The sequence below is a fragment of the Pullulanibacillus pueri genome (assembly GCF_014639255.1).
In the GTDB taxonomy this organism is placed as follows: domain Bacteria; phylum Bacillota; class Bacilli; order Bacillales; family Sporolactobacillaceae; genus Pullulanibacillus; species Pullulanibacillus pueri.
Window position 1 is genome coordinate 50,634 of record NZ_BMFV01000024.1, and the last position, 18,052, is coordinate 68,685.

18 protein-coding genes are annotated in these 18,052 nt (G+C 39.7%); 15 read left to right on the forward strand and 3 right to left on the reverse strand.

Annotated features, from left to right (window positions below; genetic code table 11):
• The first annotated feature begins 14 nt into the window (after positions 1–14).
• The 11 genes from cdd to IEV91_RS14525 all read left to right on the forward strand — a co-directional run bounded on the left by cdd (position 15) and on the right by IEV91_RS14525 (position 10,859).
• Complete coding sequence (gene cdd / locus IEV91_RS14475) at positions 15–419, forward strand: cytidine deaminase (RefSeq protein ID WP_188498135.1); 405 nt, start codon at positions 15–17, stop codon at positions 417–419.
• Positions 412–1,323 carry a GTPase Era gene (gene era / locus IEV91_RS14480; protein ID WP_188498136.1) on the forward strand — a complete coding sequence of 304 codons (912 nt, stop codon included), beginning with the start codon at positions 412–414 and terminating at the stop codon, positions 1,321–1,323. The genes cdd and era overlap by 8 nt, the downstream gene beginning before the upstream one ends.
• A gap of 106 nt (positions 1,324–1,429) precedes the next feature.
• Positions 1,430–1,564 carry a YqzL family protein gene (locus tag IEV91_RS14485; protein ID WP_188498137.1) on the forward strand — a complete coding sequence of 45 codons (135 nt, stop codon included), beginning with the start codon at positions 1,430–1,432 and terminating at the stop codon, positions 1,562–1,564.
• Positions 1,565–1,579: 15 nt separating this feature from the next.
• Positions 1,580–2,320, forward strand: a complete 741-nt coding sequence (gene recO, locus IEV91_RS14490; protein WP_188498138.1) for a DNA repair protein RecO — start codon at positions 1,580–1,582, stop codon at positions 2,318–2,320.
• Between the two features lie 241 nt (positions 2,321–2,561).
• Positions 2,562–3,374 (forward strand): pyruvate, water dikinase regulatory protein, encoded by an 813-nt coding sequence (locus IEV91_RS14495; RefSeq protein ID WP_188498139.1) that lies wholly within the window; start codon positions 2,562–2,564, stop codon positions 3,372–3,374.
• 178 nt (positions 3,375–3,552) lie between these two features.
• Positions 3,553–4,038 (forward strand): YaiI/YqxD family protein, encoded by a 486-nt coding sequence (locus IEV91_RS14500; RefSeq protein ID WP_188498140.1) that lies wholly within the window; start codon positions 3,553–3,555, stop codon positions 4,036–4,038.
• 29 nt (positions 4,039–4,067) lie between these two features.
• Complete coding sequence (gene dnaG / locus IEV91_RS14505; protein WP_308420040.1) at positions 4,068–5,879, forward strand: DNA primase; 1,812 nt, start codon at positions 4,068–4,070, stop codon at positions 5,877–5,879.
• A 33-nt stretch (positions 5,880–5,912) separates the two neighbouring features.
• Complete coding sequence (rpoD, locus tag IEV91_RS14510; RefSeq protein ID WP_188498142.1) at positions 5,913–7,028, forward strand: RNA polymerase sigma factor RpoD; 1,116 nt, start codon at positions 5,913–5,915, stop codon at positions 7,026–7,028.
• Between the two features lie 674 nt (positions 7,029–7,702).
• On the forward strand, positions 7,703–8,071 hold the full coding sequence (locus IEV91_RS14515; RefSeq protein WP_188498143.1) for a c-type cytochrome: 369 nt from the start codon (positions 7,703–7,705) through the stop codon (positions 8,069–8,071).
• Between the two features lie 962 nt (positions 8,072–9,033).
• Positions 9,034–9,741 carry a tRNA (adenine(22)-N(1))-methyltransferase gene (locus IEV91_RS14520; protein ID WP_188498144.1) on the forward strand — a complete coding sequence of 236 codons (708 nt, stop codon included), beginning with the start codon at positions 9,034–9,036 and terminating at the stop codon, positions 9,739–9,741.
• Positions 9,738–10,859, forward strand: a complete 1,122-nt coding sequence (locus IEV91_RS14525) for a Nif3-like dinuclear metal center hexameric protein (protein ID WP_188498145.1) — start codon at positions 9,738–9,740, stop codon at positions 10,857–10,859. The genes IEV91_RS14520 and IEV91_RS14525 overlap by 4 nt, the downstream gene beginning before the upstream one ends.
• A gap of 74 nt (positions 10,860–10,933) precedes the next feature.
• Here IEV91_RS14525 and IEV91_RS14530 read toward each other — a convergent pair whose 3' ends face one another.
• Both IEV91_RS14530 and vrrA read right to left on the reverse strand, forming a co-directional pair.
• Positions 10,934–11,893: a 4-hydroxy-3-methylbut-2-enyl diphosphate reductase gene (locus tag IEV91_RS14530; RefSeq protein ID WP_188498146.1), complete on the reverse strand. Its 960-nt coding sequence runs from the start codon at positions 11,891–11,893 to the stop codon at positions 10,934–10,936.
• Positions 11,894–11,997: 104 nt separating this feature from the next.
• A complete protein-coding gene (vrrA, locus tag IEV91_RS14535) occupies positions 11,998–12,759 on the reverse strand; it encodes a VrrA/YqfQ family protein (protein WP_188498147.1) in 762 nt (253 codons plus the stop codon).
• Between the two features lie 204 nt (positions 12,760–12,963).
• Between vrrA and IEV91_RS14540 the strand changes: the two genes are divergently transcribed.
• The gene (locus tag IEV91_RS14540) at positions 12,964–13,860 is read left to right on the forward strand and encodes a deoxyribonuclease IV (RefSeq protein WP_188498148.1); all 897 of its coding nucleotides are present in this window, start codon (positions 12,964–12,966) and stop codon (positions 13,858–13,860) included.
• Between the two features lie 260 nt (positions 13,861–14,120).
• Here the strand turns inward: IEV91_RS14540 and IEV91_RS14545 are convergent, their stop codons facing one another.
• Positions 14,121–14,384 carry a DUF2624 family protein gene (locus tag IEV91_RS14545; RefSeq protein ID WP_188498149.1) on the reverse strand — a complete coding sequence of 88 codons (264 nt, stop codon included), beginning with the start codon at positions 14,382–14,384 and terminating at the stop codon, positions 14,121–14,123.
• 406 nt (positions 14,385–14,790) lie between these two features.
• Here IEV91_RS14545 and IEV91_RS14550 point away from each other — a divergent pair, with 406 nt between their 5' ends.
• From IEV91_RS14550 to IEV91_RS14560, 3 genes are all read left to right on the forward strand, one after another.
• Positions 14,791–15,975, forward strand: coding sequence for a two-component system sensor histidine kinase NtrB (locus tag IEV91_RS14550; RefSeq protein ID WP_188498150.1), 1,185 nt, complete (start codon positions 14,791–14,793; stop codon positions 15,973–15,975).
• A gap of 89 nt (positions 15,976–16,064) precedes the next feature.
• Positions 16,065–16,556, forward strand: a complete 492-nt coding sequence (locus IEV91_RS21745) for a DUF4190 domain-containing protein (RefSeq protein ID WP_229745610.1) — start codon at positions 16,065–16,067, stop codon at positions 16,554–16,556.
• Between the two features lie 176 nt (positions 16,557–16,732).
• Entirely contained in the window at positions 16,733–17,308 is a 576-nt protein-coding gene (locus IEV91_RS14560; RefSeq protein WP_188498151.1) for a nitroreductase family protein, read from the forward strand.
• The last annotated feature ends 744 nt before the right edge of the window (positions 17,309–18,052 follow it).

Genomic DNA, 18,052 nt, shown 5'->3' on the forward strand with positions numbered 1-18,052 from the left:
TGAGTGTGACAAATATGGATAAACAACAATTGATGGAGCAAGCAAGAAAAGCGATGGAAACCGCTTATGTCCCTTATTCTCATTTCCCAGTAGGCGCTGCCTTGCTTTCTAAGTCTGGAAAAGTCTATACTGGGATTAATATTGAAAATGCGGCTTACTCCTTGTGTAATTGCGCAGAAAGAACAGCTTTATTTAAGGCCTTTTCTGAGAATGATCGTGATTATGCAGCTTTGGCCGTATCAGCAGATTCCCCTGGACCTGTATCACCGTGTGGCGCTTGTAGGCAAGTGATTGCTGAGCTTTGCCCACCTGAGATGCCCGTCTATTTGACCAATTTAAAAGGGGATGTGCAAGAAACCACTGTCAGTGCCTTATTACCAGGTGCTTTTAAGTCAGGAGATATGAATGTAAATGACTGATTCAAAGAAATTCAAGTCCGGCTTTGTAGCGCTTATTGGACGTCCAAATGTCGGAAAATCAACCTTACTCAATCATCTTGTCGGACAAAAAATTGCGATTATGAGCAATAAACCTCAAACCACGCGGAATAAAATCCAAGGGGTTTATACTTCGGATACAGAACAAATTATATTTATTGATACACCAGGAATTCATAAACCTAAGCATAAATTGGGAGAGTTTATGACCAATTTAGCCATGCAGACCTTAAATGAGGTAGATATTGTCTTGTTTATGGTTGACGCAGCTCAGGGCTTTGGACGTGGGGACGAATTTATTATTGAAAGGCTTAAAAGCTGCCGTTCACTGGTGTTTTTAATTATTAATAAAATTGATCAGATTCATCCTGATCAATTACTGCCACTCATTGATACATACCGTTCACTGTTCGATTTTAAAGAAATTATTCCGATTTCTGCACGGGAAGGCAATAATGTGAATACGATGATAAATGAAGTGAGCAATTACCTTGAGGAAGGTCCAAAGTATTACCCTGATGACCAAGTGACCGATCATCCTGAGCGCTTCATCATCTCTGAGCTTATACGTGAAAAAATCCTCCATTTAACTGAAGAGGAGGTTCCGCATTCGATCGCGGTCACGATCGAAAGTATTGAAAAACGTAAAGACGCTAATATGATTGACATTCACGCGGCTATTATTGTTGAGCGTGATTCTCAGAAAGGCATCATTATTGGAAAACAAGGTCGCATGCTAAAAGAGATTGGGACAAGAGCGAGAAAGGATATTGTCGCTTTATTAGGATCAAAAGTCTACTTGGAATTGTGGGTTAAAGTTCAAAAACAGTGGCGTGACAAAGCCTTTTATTTAAAGGATTACGGGTTTAGCGACGAAGAATATTAAGCCAACATCGACCGTAATTTACATAATTTCCTTATCATGTTTTCCTCAAAAAAGAGAATCCTAATGGTTATAGGATAATCATAAAGTGAGAAAGGTGGTTAATCCCATGTTAGATTTCACATGGAAAGTCTTTTGCATGACTGGTAATGTTGACACCTACCTGCTTTATAAAGAAGTAGAAAATGATGGAGATTTTGAGAAGGAAGAGGAAGAACCGCAAAATGAACAGCCCACACACTAATGGCGGGTGAACTGTGTGTTAAATAAGTCGGAAGGTATTGTTATTCATACGACGGATTATGGGGAAACCAACAGAATTGTAACATTATATACAAAAGAATATGGTAAGATTGGTGTCATGGCTCGTGGCGCTAAAAAGCCGCGAAGTAAACTTTCAGCAGGCACACAATTTCTAACTTATGGACATTATTTGTTTAATAAAGGGAGGGGTCTGGGGACGCTTCATCAAGCGGATCCCTTAGACGCCTTCAGATACATAAAAGCGGATATTGTACCCATGGCATATGCCAGTTATATTGTAGATGTCATTCATAAGCTGTCAGAGAAGGATACCAATAACCCTTTTCTTTATGATTGGGTTTTTCAAATTTTAAAAGCTATGGATGGTGGTCAAGACCCCCAAGTCTTGACCTTTATATATGAAATCAAATTGTTGCCATTGTTAGGCATAGAGGCTGAGGTAGATTGTTGTGTTCATTGTGGAAGGCCTGATTCGCTTAGCGGCTTTTCGGTTGAACAGGGGGGTGTGCTTTGTCAAAACTGCATAATTAACGACCCTCGAGCAATCCCTTTAACCTCTATAGCCGTAAAATTACTAAGAATGTTTAAACATATTGATTTTCATCGCATTGGAAAAATCGAATTAAAAAAAGAAACAAGAGCGCAAATCAAATCGGTCATTAATGCTTATTATGATGCCTATTCTGGTTTAAATCTTAAAACCAAAAGATTTATCGAACAAATCGAAAACCTATAATTAAGTGTAGTGAACTCTTGCTCTCCTTGAGCAGGGGTTTTTCACTTGAAATAAAGGGATTCTAGACATCGGTGTAAAAATATAAAGAAAGAGCCTTTAAGCATGAGCCTTATTGGGGAGGATGAATAATTAAACGGCCTCACAGTTGGAACGAGAGAATCCGAAAAAAGAAGGAGTACAAAATCAATAGGATGATTTGTACAAGGACCATTATGAATTGATTAAAAGAGAGGATTTGAAAATGGATAAGCATCTAATTTACGTTGTGTCTGACTCTGTTGGCGAGACAGCAGAACTGGTGGTTAAGGCAGCTGTCAGTCAATTTCAACTTCCTACGATTGAAATTGAACGCATTCCTTATGTCAATGATGAAAAGACGATTAATGAAATTGTAGCAGCGGCGAAAGAGAATAACGCGATAATTGCTTTCACGCTTGTCGTGCCAGAATCTAAAGACTATCTGATACAAAAGGCAATAGCATCCGATGTCGAATACATAGATATTATTGGTCCAGCAATTAACAAAATGGAAAAGGCCTTCCAAGTCAATCCTAAATATAAACCAGGTTTGGTTCATAAACTTGATGAGGATTATTTCAGAAGGGTAGAAGCGATCGAGTTTGCAGTAAAATATGATGATGGTCGAGACCCTAAAGGAATATTGCGAGCCGACATTGTTCTCATCGGTGTTTCTCGGACATCTAAAACGCCTCTATCGCAATATTTAGCTCTAAAACGGTTTCGAGTGGCCAACGTGCCTATCGTCCCAGAAATTGATCCGCCACAAGAGCTTTTTAAGGTAGATCCTCATAAATGTTTTGGTCTGCGCATTAAACCTGATCAATTGAATCACATTCGAAAAGAGCGTTTAAAGGCGCTGGGATTAAATGCTGATGCAAGCTATGCTAAGTTGGATAGAATTGAAAAAGAGCTCATCTATTTTGAAAAAATTATTCAAAGGATTGGCTGTGAAGTTATTGAAGTTTCTAATCGCGCTGTTGAAGAAACTGCGAATATTGTCATGGAATTGCTCTACAAATCGCAAAAACGGTAAAATATACGAGAAAAGAGCAAAAAAGTGTTGAATCTTACGTTTTTAATGTATTATAATACATATTTGTGATAAAAATAACGAATAGATTATTTTTCGAACAAGCATTCGACAAGTTTCGAAAAATTAAAACATGATATCCCTTGAAGGATTTTTGTAAGGAGATCGCGAATAAGTAATTATGGTAGAAAAAGACGAGAGAATTATAAAAAATGACAAAGACTTTAGCTTCTACCTGTTTGTTGATGCTGATGCATGTCCGGTGAAGGATGAAATTTCTGAAGTCGCAAGTGCATATAATATTGAAGTCACCTATGTCGCTTCTTACAATCATTATTCGAACCAAAAGAAAGGTCACTGGATAATGGTCGATCCTGATCGGGAGGCTGCTGATTTATATATCGTTAATCATGTCAGAACAGGTGATGTTGTTGTGACATGGGATATGGGTCTGGCAGGGCTCTTGACGAATCGAGGGGTTTATGTCCTTACTCCAAACGGGAAGGAAATTGTTGAAGAGGATATGGCGGAAATTTTACATTTTCGTTATTTGGCAAAAATCGAGCGGATGGCGCATCGACATACAAAAGGCCCTAGGCCATTTACGAATGAAGATCGCAGCGCTTTTAAAAAGGCTTTGAAAAGATTGATCATGGCTCACGGCTAATAATTTCAATGTGTAAAGGAGGGCTTATCGTGAGAATCGATGAGGAAACCATCGAAAAAGTGCGAAAGTCTCTGGACATTGTTGAGGTTGTTGGCGAATATGTTCAATTGAAGAGACAAGGGCGGGATAATACCGGGCTTTGTCCGTTTCATAGTGAACGGACACCCTCATTCCATGTGTCACAAGATAAGCAACTGTATCATTGTTTTGGTTGTAAGGCTGGGGGCGACATTTTTACGTTTATTCAGGAAATTGAAGGGATAGATTTTCCTGAAGCTATAGCTCTATTGGCTGACAAAGCAGGCATTGTTTTACCTAATATGGACTATAACCAGCAGAATCCATTAAAGAATGATAATACGAAGACATTATATCATGGAATGGAACTGTTATCCAAATTTTATCAGTATTTGTTATTGGATTCACGCTATGGCCGGGCAGCCCAAAGCTATTTAAAGGAACGTCACTTCGACCCTGAGACTATTAAAACGTTTCAAATAGGGTATGCTGTAGATTCTTGGGAAACAGCCGCTAAATTCCTAATTAAAAGGAAGTTTTCTCCTGAACAATTTGCTGAAATTGGATTATTGTTAAAGCGAGAATTTGATGGCAAGTTTTATGATCGTTTTCGCCACCGCGTGATGTTTCCGATCCATGATCAGCGTGGTCGAACTGTTGCTTTTGCAGGAAGGGTTTTAGACAACCAAAAGCCTAAATACTTGAACAGCCCTGAATCTCAGGTGTTTCATAAGGGTAAAATACTATATGGTTATCATCTTGCCCGGGCGACCATTAAACAGTTAAGTGAAGTGATTTTGTTTGAGGGCTATGTTGATGTCATTAAGGCTCATCAAGCAGGTATCAAAAACGCCGTAGCTTCCATGGGGACGTCTTTGACATCAGAACAAGTCAGTTTATTATCACGAAATACGGAGAACATTATTATTTGCTATGATTCGGACCAGGCTGGAACTGAAGCTGCTTTTCGAGCAGCGGAGATGCTCAAAAGTTTTAATGGATCGATAAAAATAGCAAGAATGCCTCAGGGTATGGACCCCGATGACTACATTGATCGTTATGGCGGTGAACATTTCCGAAATAATGTATTAGGGGCCAGTTTAACTATTATGGCGTTTAAAATGCAATACCTTCGATACGGAAAAAATTTAAATGATGAAGGAGAAAGGCTCCGCTATATCGAAAGAGTATTACATGAGATTGCAAAACTAAAAAAGGCTGTGGAGCGAGATCACTATTTACGCCAATTATCTGATGAGTTTTCTATTTCCCTTGATGCTTTAAAACAGCAGCAATACCAAATTTATCGTAATGAAAAACAACAACATGATTCTCATAATCAAACAAAACCGAATACGATAAACAGTCGTTTATTACCCAAAAACAGAACGCTATTCCCAGCTTATCAAATGGCAGAGCGTCGCCTTTTGGCACATATGATGCACGATGCAGATGTTGCCGAACAAGTTCAAGAGCGATTAGGCGGAGCGTTTAATAGTGATATTCATCAAGCTTTAGCGGCATACTTATATGGGTTTTATTCAGAAGGGCGATCAGCGGATGTGTCGACCTTTATCCATACGATAAAAGATCGAGAACTCAAGTCAGCTGCAACAGAGATTGCAATGATGTCAGTGAATACTGATGTCTCACCTCAGGAAATAGACGACTATATTGATCAAGTGCATAAGCACGCGAAGAAAGTGGAAATAGAGAATAAAGAAAAAGAAAAGAAAGACGCTGAAAGAAACCAAGACTTTGACAAAGCTGCCCATATTCTCGCTGAGATTATCTCAATGAAAAAACAGCTTGAAAACCGTTGAAGGAATAACAGAGTTTGGAAGGAGGGGGATCAAATGGCTGAAAAATCTGGTAAACAGCAAGCAGAGCAAGAACTCAGTTTTGATCAAGTAAAGGAAAAACTGGTGGAGCTCGGGAAAAAGCGAGGCGTGCTAACCTATTCAGAGATCGCCGAGAAATTGGCGCCATTTGATCAAGACTCAGAACAAATGGATGAGTTTTACGAATTCCTAGGGGATCAAGGCATTGATGTCCTTGAGGGGGGAAATGAACCTAATGGAATTCGTGTTGAGAGTAAAGAAGAGGAATTTGATCTCAACGATTTAAGTGTACCACCTGGCGTGAAAATCAACGATCCTGTTAGAATGTATCTCAAAGAAATTGGCCGAGTGGATTTACTTTCCGCTGAAGAAGAAATAGAGCTCGCCAAGCGGATTGAAAAAGATGACGAAGAAGCTAAACGAAGATTAGCTGAAGCCAATCTTAGGCTTGTTGTAAGTATCGCTAAACGCTATGTTGGACGCGGTATGCTCTTCTTAGATCTTATTCAAGAAGGAAACATGGGTTTAATCAAGGCCGTTGAGAAATTTGACTATCGTAAAGGTTATAAGTTCAGTACTTATGCAACCTGGTGGATTCGCCAAGCGATCACACGTGCTATTGCTGACCAAGCCAGAACCATTCGGATTCCAGTTCATATGGTAGAAACCATTAATAAACTTATTCGTGTTCAACGTCAAATGTTACAAGACCTAGGACGTGAACCATCGCCAGAAGAAATCGGTAAAGAAATGGAGTTACCGCCTGATAAAGTTCGAGAAATATTAAAGATTGCTCAAGAACCGGTTTCTCTTGAAACACCAATTGGCGAAGAAGATGACTCCCACCTTGGAGATTTTATCGAGGACCAAGATGCTCAAGCTCCTTCGGATGCTGCAGCCTACGAGTTACTTAAGGAGCAACTTGAAGATGTCCTTGATACGCTGACCGACCGAGAAGAAAATGTTCTTCGTTTACGTTTTGGATTGGATGACGGTCGAACAAGGACTCTTGAAGAAGTTGGAAAGGTATTTGGAGTCACTCGGGAGAGAATTCGCCAAATTGAGGCTAAGGCACTGCGTAAGCTTAGACACCCTAGTCGTAGTAAACAACTCAAAGACTTTTTGGAATAGGAAAGCTCATAATATAATGACAAGGAAGTTTACTCCACATAGCGAGTAAACTTTTTTGTTTTAATTTCAAGTCAAAATATATAAACGGTTACAGGTCAATTAACGTCTAAAAGGAATGCTTCTTTTTTAGATATTGGGAAGTCGTTTTGGTTAAGAAAAGTGTACGGTAGAAGCTTGAAGATCCATAAATTAATTTGTTAGTCTTTATTTTACTGATTTTTTTAGGGTTTTGCAAATGAAATTAACCTATTTTTTTGTACTATCTGAAAATTTAATGTGTTTGAAACAAATTGAATGGTGATTCATGATAACGCATACATCATGATGTGACTAGTGTAACATAAAATGAAAAGAGTTGAAATAGGCTAAACTAAGGTGGACAGAGGTTTAGCCATGTGAATTTTATTTGCATGGAGAAGGGGAAAAAGGAGAACTTGACGATTAAGATGGAAAAAGCTATTGTTAATATAAGAAAAGTCATGGGTTACTTTTCCTTATATTAGAAATAGGTCCTCTTTTTTACGAGAAACGCTCATAAGAAAGTGACAAATTTGTGACTAGAACGTTTTCTCTTTTATTCTTGACCACAATACAGTAAAATTAAAGTGGTCTAATCCTATTAATGCATAGTACTTATACAATCTAGAAACCGTATACATAAGGAGGAACGTTTGATGAAACGGAGTCCACTAGTTCCTTTTGGCATGATCGCTGGTCTTGCGATTATTTTAATGATTGTTATTGGTATCTGGGGTGGTAATATCGCTCAAGAACGTGCAGACAAGAATAACGGTGCATCTAAAGGAGATACCGCCAATCTTGCAAGTCTATCAGCGGATAAGATTTATGGCCAAAAGTGTTCCACTTGCCATGGCGCCAATCTTGAAGGTGGTATGGGACCTAATCTACAAAAAATTGGCGGACAACTTAGTAAAGACAAAATTGTGAATCAAATTAAAAATGGTGGAGGCGGCATGCCTGCTAATGTTATTACTGGGGATGCTGTTGATAAGGTAGCCGATTGGCTATCTAAAAAGAAATAGGGCAATTGAACCCGAGGCGGTCACAGAGATGTGGTCGCCTTTTTCGTGGCAAAAAGAAGCACTGCTATTGTTGCTTTCTTAAGTTATGAAATTTCGGAGCTGAAGGAAATTGCGACGTAACTCACCACACATAAGCACCGCTACGGAAATACACTACGCTTTCCGAGGGCGGCTGGTGAGCCTCCTTGCGCTCCGCAAAATACCGGGGTCCCCGAAAAACGCTTTTTGTTTTTTGGGGTGAGCTAGGGGGTCTCACCTAGGCCTCTGCTCCCGCAGGACTAAGGAAGGCTGCTAGGAGAATAATCATCGCAGAAAAATCGTGGTGTTTACGATTTTTTGTGTCTCCGTGTATTTCCTCCGCTAGTTAAGATGATCTGATTTTCATGCACCTAAAGTTAAAATTACCTTTAAAAAAAGCAAAGATGCCTAATTTTTTCTGCAAAAAGCATCGACAACATGGAAGTGGATTGGAGCGAAAGGCGGGAGACTCCTACGGGAACAGCAACCAGCGTTACTTCTCGAATAAACTTCGAGTTGTTCCGAGAAAGCTGACTGCGAAGCGGTACGAGTAGACGCAGGAACAGGAGATTTTTATTCATAAATACTTGGGAACAAAATAGTCCATTCCCAAGTTAGCTGAGGCCACTAAGGACGATCGGTTAAAATCGTCACGTCCTGTGACAATACCGATCCTACCCACGTCCTGTGGGCATGAGGAAAGCGAGCGACCTGGAGCGGAGATCCACCTACCAGTTACGTCGCAATCTATAGCAATCATGCTTTTTTATGATTTTTCGATTTTTGTTTTGACCTCTTATTATTGACTACGGTCTTTAATGCCTCAATATTTTCCATAGAATTCAAATGGACAGTGGAAATAGAAGAATTCAGTTTGCTTTAAAAGGGTTTCCCACTTATCATAGAAATGAAGAGATTAAATGAAATGAAATTGGTGATATTTTGTGAAAGAACTTATTCTGTCAGAACGTTTATTAAAAGTTGCAACCTTTATTCCTGAAAACGCGCGATTAGCGGATATCGGTTCTGACCATGCTTATTTGCCTTGTTATGCGGCTTTAAATAACCTCATAAAAAAGGGAATTGCTGGTGAGATTAATGAGGGTCCTTATCGATCGGCCACTGAAACGGTCCTCGCCTATCGTTTAGAGGATAAAATAGAGGTGCGTCAAGGCGATGGCCTTTCTGTTATACAAGCAAGTGATAAAATCAATACGATTGTCATCGCTGGCATGGGAGGAGAGCTCATTCGTTCCATTTTAGAAAAAGGGAAAGAGAAATTAACAGAGGATACCTGTTTGATCTTACAACCTAATGTTGGTGAGAAAACATTAAGAGAATGGTTAGTAAGTGAGCAGTGGGACATTATCAATGAGGTCATCTTGAAAGAGGAGGGCCATATTTATGAGATCATTGTGGCGCATAAGACCGCTAGTCCTAAAACTTTAACTCTAAAGGATCTCTGGTTTGGCCCCTTTAATCGAAAAGCTGCTTCCGAGGTCTTTAAGGAGAAATGGATGTCAGAACGCGACAAACGATTGATGATATTAGAATCACTAAGCAAGGCAAAATCTCATGAAGAAGCGATTGAAGCCAAAAAACAAAAGGTCAATGACGAAATTCGCTTAATTGAAGAGGTGTTAGCAGAATGACAAAACATGTGCATGCGCAAACTTTGATTCAAGCTTTTGAATCCTGGGTGCCTAAATCATTAGCTTTTGAAGGGGATAAGATTGGCCTGCAAATTGGGACATTAAATAAACCTATAAAAAAAGTTATGGTCACCTTAGATGTTCTTGAAAACGTCGTTGATGAGGCGATAGAAAAAGAAGTGGATTTGATTTTTTCCCATCATGCTGTTATTTTTCGACCACTTAAGAATATGAGGACAGATGAAGGGCAAAGTAAGATCATTGCAAAATGTATTAAACATGATATTGCGGTTTATAATGCTCATACCAATTTAGACAATGTAGACGGCGGGATGAATGATTGGTTAGCTGAGGCCTTGGAACTTCAGGATACGGAGATTCTCATTCCGAAATCGACGGAAAGGCTTTTTAAATTAGCGGTATACACACCAGTAAGTCATGAACAAAGCGTGCGTGAGGCACTAGGGAATGCCGGAGCTGGTGCGATTGGTCATTACAGTCATTGTTCCTTCAATACGCCTGGCAAAGGAATCTTTAAGCCAGAAGAAGGGACCCAGCCTTACATTGGACAAACGGGAAAACTCGAAACAGTAGAAGAGATTAAAATTGAAACCGTAGTTCCTGAATCGCTATTAAATAAAGTCAAACGTGCGATGCTTAAAGCTCATCCCTATGAAGAAGTCGCTTATGATCTTTTCGCTTTGGAAAATAAGGGAAAGGCGCATGGGTTAGGGAGAATAGGCTACTTACAAGAACCCACAACGCTTAAAGCGTTTGCTGCGGTTGTGAAGTCAGTTTTTGACTTAGAAGGCGTCCGTGTGGTGGGTGATCTAAATCGAAAAATTGAAAAGGTCGCTATCCTTGGAGGCGATGGTAATTCCTTTTATAAGCAGGCAAAATTAAAAGGAGCAGACGTTTTTGTCACAGGCGATATATATTATCACACAGGTCATGATGCGATTCTAGAGGATTTGCCTTTGATTGATGCGGGGCACTACATAGAAAAAGTGATGAAAGAAGGGGTCGGTCGCTTTTTTAAGCAGTTTTTGAGTGAGCATCGCTACGATACAGAAGTGGTGGTCTCTAAAGTCAACACGAATCCCTTTACTTTTCTATAAAAGTGACTGTAAATCAAAAAAAGCGGTCAGATGGTCACTCTTCGGTGATCTCTGACCGCTTTTCTATATAACTGTTAACTCACTGTTTTTTTCTTGATTTTAATTTTGGGCAGGATATCCTGCTTTTTAAGCTTGGATTCCTTTGTCCATGTTGATGGATCGTTAGGGTCAAATTGATCAATGAATAAAATTACTTCTTTTGTCAGTTGGGTTGGTGTAGAGGCGCCTGCCGTAATAGCCACCTTATTGACGCCGTTTTGGAGCCATTCGATCTTCAATTCGGAAAGATCAGCGATTCTATAAGCTTTAGTCCCCGCAATTTCTTCAGAAACTTGGGCCAAACGGTTTGAGTTATTACTACGAGGATCACCAACAACAATAGTTAAATCAGCATCCTGCGCCTGTTCAGCGATGGCTTCTTGTCGTGTTTGTGTAGCATGACAAATTTCATTATGAATCTCAGCATGAGGGTATTTTTCCTTGATTTTATCCATGATGTCACGCACATCCCATTGGGACATGGTCGTCTGATTCGTGATGATCAATTTATCAGCGGGCAGTTCGAGACGGTGTACATCCTCTTCTGTTTCCACAAGATGAACAATGTCCGGTGCTACGCCGATAGCCCCCTCTGGCTCTGGATGCCCCTTCTTGCCAATGTAGATAACCTGATAGCCTTCTTTTTCCTTTTCAAGAATTAAATCATGGGTTTTCGTCACATCTGGGCATGTGGCATCGATGGTTGTGAGTCCTTTTTTTTCTGCGATTTGGCGAACTTCAGGGGATACACCATGTGCTGTGAAAATAATCGTCCCTTTTTCTATGGTTTCAAGAAGTTCCTTACGGGTTTTGCCATCTAAAGTAATCACGCCTTCTTCTTCGAAAGCATCTGTGACATGATGATTGTGGACTATCATTCCTAAAATATATATAGGGCGCGGGAGTTCCTTATTTAAAGCGGCTTTACGGGCTATGACCATAGCATCGACTACGCCATAACAATAACCGCGAGGAGCGACCTTAATGACTTCCATAAAAAGAAATCCTCCTTCTGTGCTACCTTCTTCCTCTATTATAAAGGAGGTCGGGCTTTTATACAATGAAGGAGGGTGACGAGTCAGTGACGTCCTTGATTCAATTAAACATAAAGTGTTGGTTTGGACGTTTTAAAGTCTTCGGATTCATTGTATTCAATGTCTTGAGATCTGGAAATCGTCGTCGTGCCCTTAGCTACTTTTCCTCTTTGAGGGCGGTTAATGCTTTGGCTGGTTCTTCGCCGGGATGATGTACTTGAAGCGTGCGTTGTCGCTTTTCGTGATGAATCGCGAGAAGTCTCTTGCGTTTTAATTGATTCAGCTGTTTCTTCGGTCTCTTCAGATTCGGAAATTTTATCTGATGTGCTCTTGGTGGTGTCTTCTTCTGTAGTATCGGAATCGTCTTCATCGCTCGCCGCTTTCATTGTTTTGACCATATTTATAAGCGCTGGAACATTTTTGACTAATGGACCAAACTGTTGGACCATAGGCATAATTTGTTGCCCAACCTGGACGACCTTTTGAATATTTTGTATGGTACCAAGGAGTCCACCGGTCGTGCTGCCTGCTGAAGCGGCGGTACTGGCAGTCGTTGCAGCGTTGGCCAATGGTCCTAGTCCTCCCCCCATAGCCCCAGGAGTGAATCCAGCAGGACCAGTCATATTAGTGGGAATAGCGCTGGCAGCGCCGCCTCCTCGATTAAATAAGCCACTGAGCAGTCGGCCAATCCCACCACCTGTCGATCCGGCGCCTTGAGGCATGCCGCCACCAAACCCTGGAGCCCCAAAGGTTGGGCCTCCTCCCATAGGATTCATGGGGACTTGGGGCATACCTCCAGCTGCGCCGCCTTGTTGAAATGGAAACATCTCTGTCACTTCCTTCACTTATTGTTCGCGCTGCTTGCTCTTATGCAGGCTATTGAACATGGTTAGCTACAATATTTTATGCGTTTTTGAAGATACTGTGTAAGACAAAAGGATAGACAACTGCCTTATTATCACCAAAGGGGGAAGGAGCTTGTCCTATGGGCATACTCTTGTGTAGAATAGACATAGAGAGGAGTGATGACCATGTTGAAAATTGGTTCACACGTTTCAATGAAGGGTGACAAAATGTTACTAGGTGCAAGTGAAGAGGCTGCATCTTATGGTGAAACAACATTTATGATATATACAGGGGCCCCCCAAAATACACGTAGAAAGCCCATCGATGAGTTGAATATTGATGAAGGGTTAAAACATATGAATGAGCATGGTATTGCTGATATCGTTGTTCATGCGCCTTACATCATTAATATAGGAAATACAACCAAACCGCAAACCTTTCGAATAGGCGTAGATTTTTTAAGAAAAGAAATTGATCGGACTGAAGCCATCGGGGCAAAACAAATCGTCTTACATCCAGGCGCTCATGTTGGCGAGGGTGTAGATAAAGGGATTAGTAAAATCATTGAAGGTCTTAATGAAGTCCTGACTCAAGACGATAAAGTACAAATTGCTTTAGAAACAATGGCGGGAAAGGGCTCAGAATGTGGTTATCAATTTGAACATTTAGCGAAGATCATTGATGGTGTCACACATAATGAAAAATTATCGATATGCTTTGATACGTGCCATACCCATGATGCGGGTTATGATATCGTTAACCAGTTTGATGACGTTTTAGAAGAATTTGATCGGATTATAGGCTTAGAGCGCATTAAAGTTGTGCATGTAAACGACAGTAAAAATCCTCGTGGGGCGAGAAAAGACCGTCATGAGAATATTGGTTTTGGATACATTGGTTTTGAGGCGCTTAATCGCATCGTCCATCACGAAAAATTTGCTCATTTACCAAAGATCTTGGAAACACCATTTGTTGGTGAGGATAAGAAAAATAAGAAGGCTCCTTATAAATTTGAAATTAACATGTTAAAAGAACAAGTCTTTAATGAAAACTTAAAAGAAGAAATCATGTCCCAAGAATGAAACGAGGCGTCTTAACCCTCGTTTTTTTCATTATTAAGAAAGAGAACTCATACAAGTAGAAAAGATAAGAAAAGAAAATGAATGCCATTCGCCATTAGGGCTCATTTGGGGCATACTTCGAAATAGCAGGTGTACTGAGCATGAGTATAAGAAAGGATGAGATGGCGAAGGCGTTATAGTATTGGATCGAAAAAATTTATCTTCTTTGGCATGGCAAGAACTTGATCGGACTTAAGATTTTTACTTGTGACGCTTCTCCTTTACTTTTTTGATGTGAATTTTGAAAAGAGCACCTCAATTTCTCGTGCGAGCTGAGGGGTGGTCGCTTCAGCAATCTTTCTTAATAGCTGCTTTCTCTCTGAATCGTCAAAGATGTTAACTTTACGTTGCTTGATTAAGCTTGTGATTTGCCTAGCTTCTTGTTGTTTGAGAATAAGACCATACTTCCGTCCTAGTTGAATAAGTTCTTGTGTATTAAGTGAATTTATTTTTAAGTTAACCAATTGTTTCATCATTCCGTTCATAAATAATCCCTCCCATTGTGATTATATATATTAGTTTTTATGAATTATGTGCAATAAGGAATGATGAATATCGTCAAAATCCGATAAAAAGCTCGTAAAATCGGCAAAATTTGATGAATTTTGTCATAGAAAACCCATGTTGAAAACCTATGTATATACAAAAAACTTCGATATAATATAACCATAGCTATAGTGCAGCGGGAAGGGAGGAACATTTTTCATCAATCCCATGATAACAACTGAAAATACATATAATAATCCTTTTGAAAATTTATCTTATGAAGTACATTTTCTAGTTTCAATTAATGGAGAAATTCTACAGGCTAATCGCAATGGTCAACAGTTAATTAAAGAAAATGGAGATGTTTTTTATAATCATTTCAGTCCGTCCCATAGAAAGGCTGCTGTGCAACTGATTCAAGAGTTACCACAAAGTCAACAACAGATTGAAAAAAATTTTCTGCTTAAGACACAAGGGACTTTAAAAGAGTATCTTTTTCGTGGAAAATGCGCTAATGAAGGGCTTTATCTTGTAGGGGTTGAGATGGCAAATCCGATTAAGGTAAACTCTGCTAAGATCTCTTCGGACTTAAAGGAAATACTAGCGGAAACAGTTTTTAATGCATTAAATATAGCTGTGCTTATTTTAGATAAACATAATAACGTGGTTTATTATAATGATGTTTTAAAAAAAGGAGGTCGCTTTCATCGAGATTTCACTAAAATAAGTGGGAGACCAGTCATTAGAATTATTAAAGAAATGGCTAGTGATATAAGGTCCTCCTCAAAGGACATTCAAAGATATCATCTTTATGATAAAAATCTTTACCATGTTTATGGATTATATAGTGGATATACTGATATGATTACTTTTATTATTGATGATCGAGCCGGTTCCGATGAATATGATCAGTTATTACTTTATAAACAGCAAATGGAATCCGTTTCCCATTTAGCTGCTGGGTTTGCTCATGAGCTAAGAAATCCACTATCGGTAATTCGCGGATTTATACAACTCTCAGCGTTGACAAATAATATTGATAAATACTATAACACAATATTATCGGAACTTGATCGCATGAATGATATTATTGACGATTTCCTTTCGCTATCTCGAAAAGCGCCTGAGAGAGAAGCTTATGATCCATATGAATTTTTTCAGTCGATCGTTTCGCTTATACGCTCAGAGTGTTTACTCCAAAATATCAAATTGGATTACCAAATGGCGAAAACGCCCAAAAAAGTATTGCTTAATCGTTCAATGATTAAGCAGGTCATCCTTAATTTGTTGAGAAATTCAATTGAAGCTTTTGAGGATGAACAATTGGACAGAGCTTTTTCAATCAAGGGTTATGTTCGTGATGATTATTATGGAATTATGGTAAAGGACAATGGTCCAGGCATGGAAAAAAAGGTCCTTGATCAGCTTGGAAAACCTTTCTTTACAACAAAAGAAAAAGGAACGGGGATAGGATTGCCCCTCTGTAAAAAGATTATAAAGGAACATAATGGTCACTTTGAAATCCAAAGTACTTTAGGTGAAGGCACCACGATTAAGATTCTACTTCCTTTAATTTCAGATGCCGATTAATGCCTGGCTTCCAAGTTTTACATCAATAATTGATCGAGAGTTAAGCCAAAATAATAATGATCCTTAAGACAGAAAGCGAGGGGATCAAATTGGCTGACAAGGATCAATCACGTTATGATGAGCGTGACGTTGATCATGTCAATTCATTATGGTATGGAGATAACGCATCCGATACGGTCTCTAATGCCTATTCTGAAGGAGACAATGATGACGTCAAAGCCTATTCTGAAGGAGACGACGAGGATGTTGAAGCTCTCGTTGGAGACTCTTTCGATGGGACGCCGCGAAATGTGGTAGATGATGATTACGAAGAGGAATATGCTGCTGAATCTGCGATTGATCGTTCGGAATTTAACCGAGTGGATGCAGATGTAGATGAGCATGAGGGAACAGGAATTGGCTGGCTAGCCTTAATTCTCTCTGTTATTGGTCTATTCTTCTTACCAATAATTATGGGAGCGGCGGGCATTATCATTGGCATTATTGCTCGCAAACAAGGGGCTAAAGCGTTAGGTGCTTGGGCTATTGGCGTAGGGATTGCCGCCATTGTAATCATGTTGTTCACAGCTCCATTTTTTTAACCTAAAGAAAAGGCAAGTCGCTCTGTGCGATTTGCCTTTTTTAAATGAAGTATAAAATTCTGATCCCCAGAATGGTGTGGCTCTCTTATCTTGCATGCCGCTTATTTTTCATTGAAAATGATTATCATTTAAGTATATAATGAGGGGAGAAGAGATTATACCAAAGGGGTGGGAAGATGGAATTAATGGATGTCATTAAGCAGCGACGATCGATTGGAAAAGTGACTGAAGAAGTCCCTAAGCGTGAATTAATTGAAAAATTATTAGAGTCTGCACGGTGGGCACCGAATCATTATAGAACAGAACCTTTTTCATTTGTGGTCCTTTCTGGAAAGGGCAGAGATAAGCTCGGAGATGTTTATGGGCGAATAAACGTCGAAGAACTTGAATCAACAGCAACAGATGAGGAAAAAAAGGAAGCTTACGAAAAAGGCTTGAAAAAGGCTCGACGCGCGCCTTACATCATCATTGTCCGTTTAGAGCCAGGCACTGCCTCTAAAGTGGTGTTTGCTGAGGAAATAGCTGCAACCGCTTGTGCCGTTCAAAACCTTTTACTCACCGCAACGGATCTTGGGTTAGGCGCGATATGGCGGTCTGGTCAACCTTCCTATCATCAATTCATGAAAGAAGCGTTTCAAGTTTCAGAAGAAGGCCTTGTTCTGGGATTTGTTTATGTTGGCTATCCAGCTCAAGAACCTAAAACACCACCAAAAAAAGAATTAATAGATATGGTCGAATGGATTGAAGACTAAATGTTCATCTAAACTAACAAAAATCGCCCACCTATAATGGGAGGCCACTGTTGAGAGGTTGATTTACGCTACAGGTCGCTCGCTTTCCTCAGGCACGGCAGCAGCTCACTTGGGAATGGTCTATTTTTTCAAGTCTTTAGGCTTACAAATCTCCTGTTCCTACGCCTACTCGTATTGCTACGTCGTTTGCTTCTCCGGAACGGCTCGAAGTGAATTCGTGAAGTAACGCTCGCTGCTGTTCCCACAGGAGTCTCGAGCTTTGCGCTTCAATCAACTGACTTGTCGAAGGTGTATTTCATTTAAAGAAGACAAACAAAGAATGCAAAAACCCCCATATTATTGAGGGTTTCTGCATTTTTTCATTTATAATAAAAGTCACTAAGCGAAGAGGTGGTTACGGTGATTTCTAAACAACAGTTAAAGTTAAGTCTCTTTTAATCTCATAGTACCAGAGGATAACATGTTGCGTAAGATCAATGATCTTGTCGATTTTTCATTTGTGTATGATGAACTTAAGGAGAGGCATTACTTAATCAATGGCTGAAGCACAATGTTTCAAAATCCTCGGGTCTATTAGGTATGGAAAGACAAGGAGCTTTGGCAATAGTTACAGTAAATGTGAAAAGGATATTGAAATTAATGAACTAAAAAAGGGTAAATAGACAATTACATACCATTAAAAGACGACCTAAAAATGAAGTGCCCCCTGTCAAGTAGACAGTGGAAATAATAAAAAGGATTTAA

Coding starts and splice junctions, on each gene's coding strand:
- cdd (WP_188498135.1), top strand. CDS start 15: ATGGATAAACAACAATTGATGGAGCAAGCAAGAAAAGCGATGGAAACC.
- era (WP_188498136.1), top strand. CDS start 412: ATGACTGATTCAAAGAAATTCAAGTCCGGCTTTGTAGCGCTTATTGGA.
- IEV91_RS14485 (WP_188498137.1), top strand. CDS start 1,430: ATGTTAGATTTCACATGGAAAGTCTTTTGCATGACTGGTAATGTTGAC.
- IEV91_RS14495 (WP_188498139.1), top strand. CDS start 2,562: ATGGATAAGCATCTAATTTACGTTGTGTCTGACTCTGTTGGCGAGACA.
- IEV91_RS14500 (WP_188498140.1), top strand. CDS start 3,553: ATGGTAGAAAAAGACGAGAGAATTATAAAAAATGACAAAGACTTTAGC.
- rpoD (WP_188498142.1), top strand. CDS start 5,913: ATGGCTGAAAAATCTGGTAAACAGCAAGCAGAGCAAGAACTCAGTTTT.
- IEV91_RS14515 (WP_188498143.1), top strand. CDS start 7,703: ATGAAACGGAGTCCACTAGTTCCTTTTGGCATGATCGCTGGTCTTGCG.
- IEV91_RS14525 (WP_188498145.1), top strand. CDS start 9,738: ATGACAAAACATGTGCATGCGCAAACTTTGATTCAAGCTTTTGAATCC.
- IEV91_RS14530 (WP_188498146.1), bottom strand. CDS start 11,893: ATGGAAGTCATTAAGGTCGCTCCTCGCGGTTATTGTTATGGCGTAGTC.
- vrrA (WP_188498147.1), bottom strand. CDS start 12,759: ATGTTTCCATTTCAACAAGGCGGCGCAGCTGGAGGTATGCCCCAAGTC.
- IEV91_RS14540 (WP_188498148.1), top strand. CDS start 12,964: ATGTTGAAAATTGGTTCACACGTTTCAATGAAGGGTGACAAAATGTTA.
- IEV91_RS14545 (WP_188498149.1), bottom strand. CDS start 14,384: ATGAACGGAATGATGAAACAATTGGTTAACTTAAAAATAAATTCACTT.
- IEV91_RS14560 (WP_188498151.1), top strand. CDS start 16,733: ATGGAATTAATGGATGTCATTAAGCAGCGACGATCGATTGGAAAAGTG.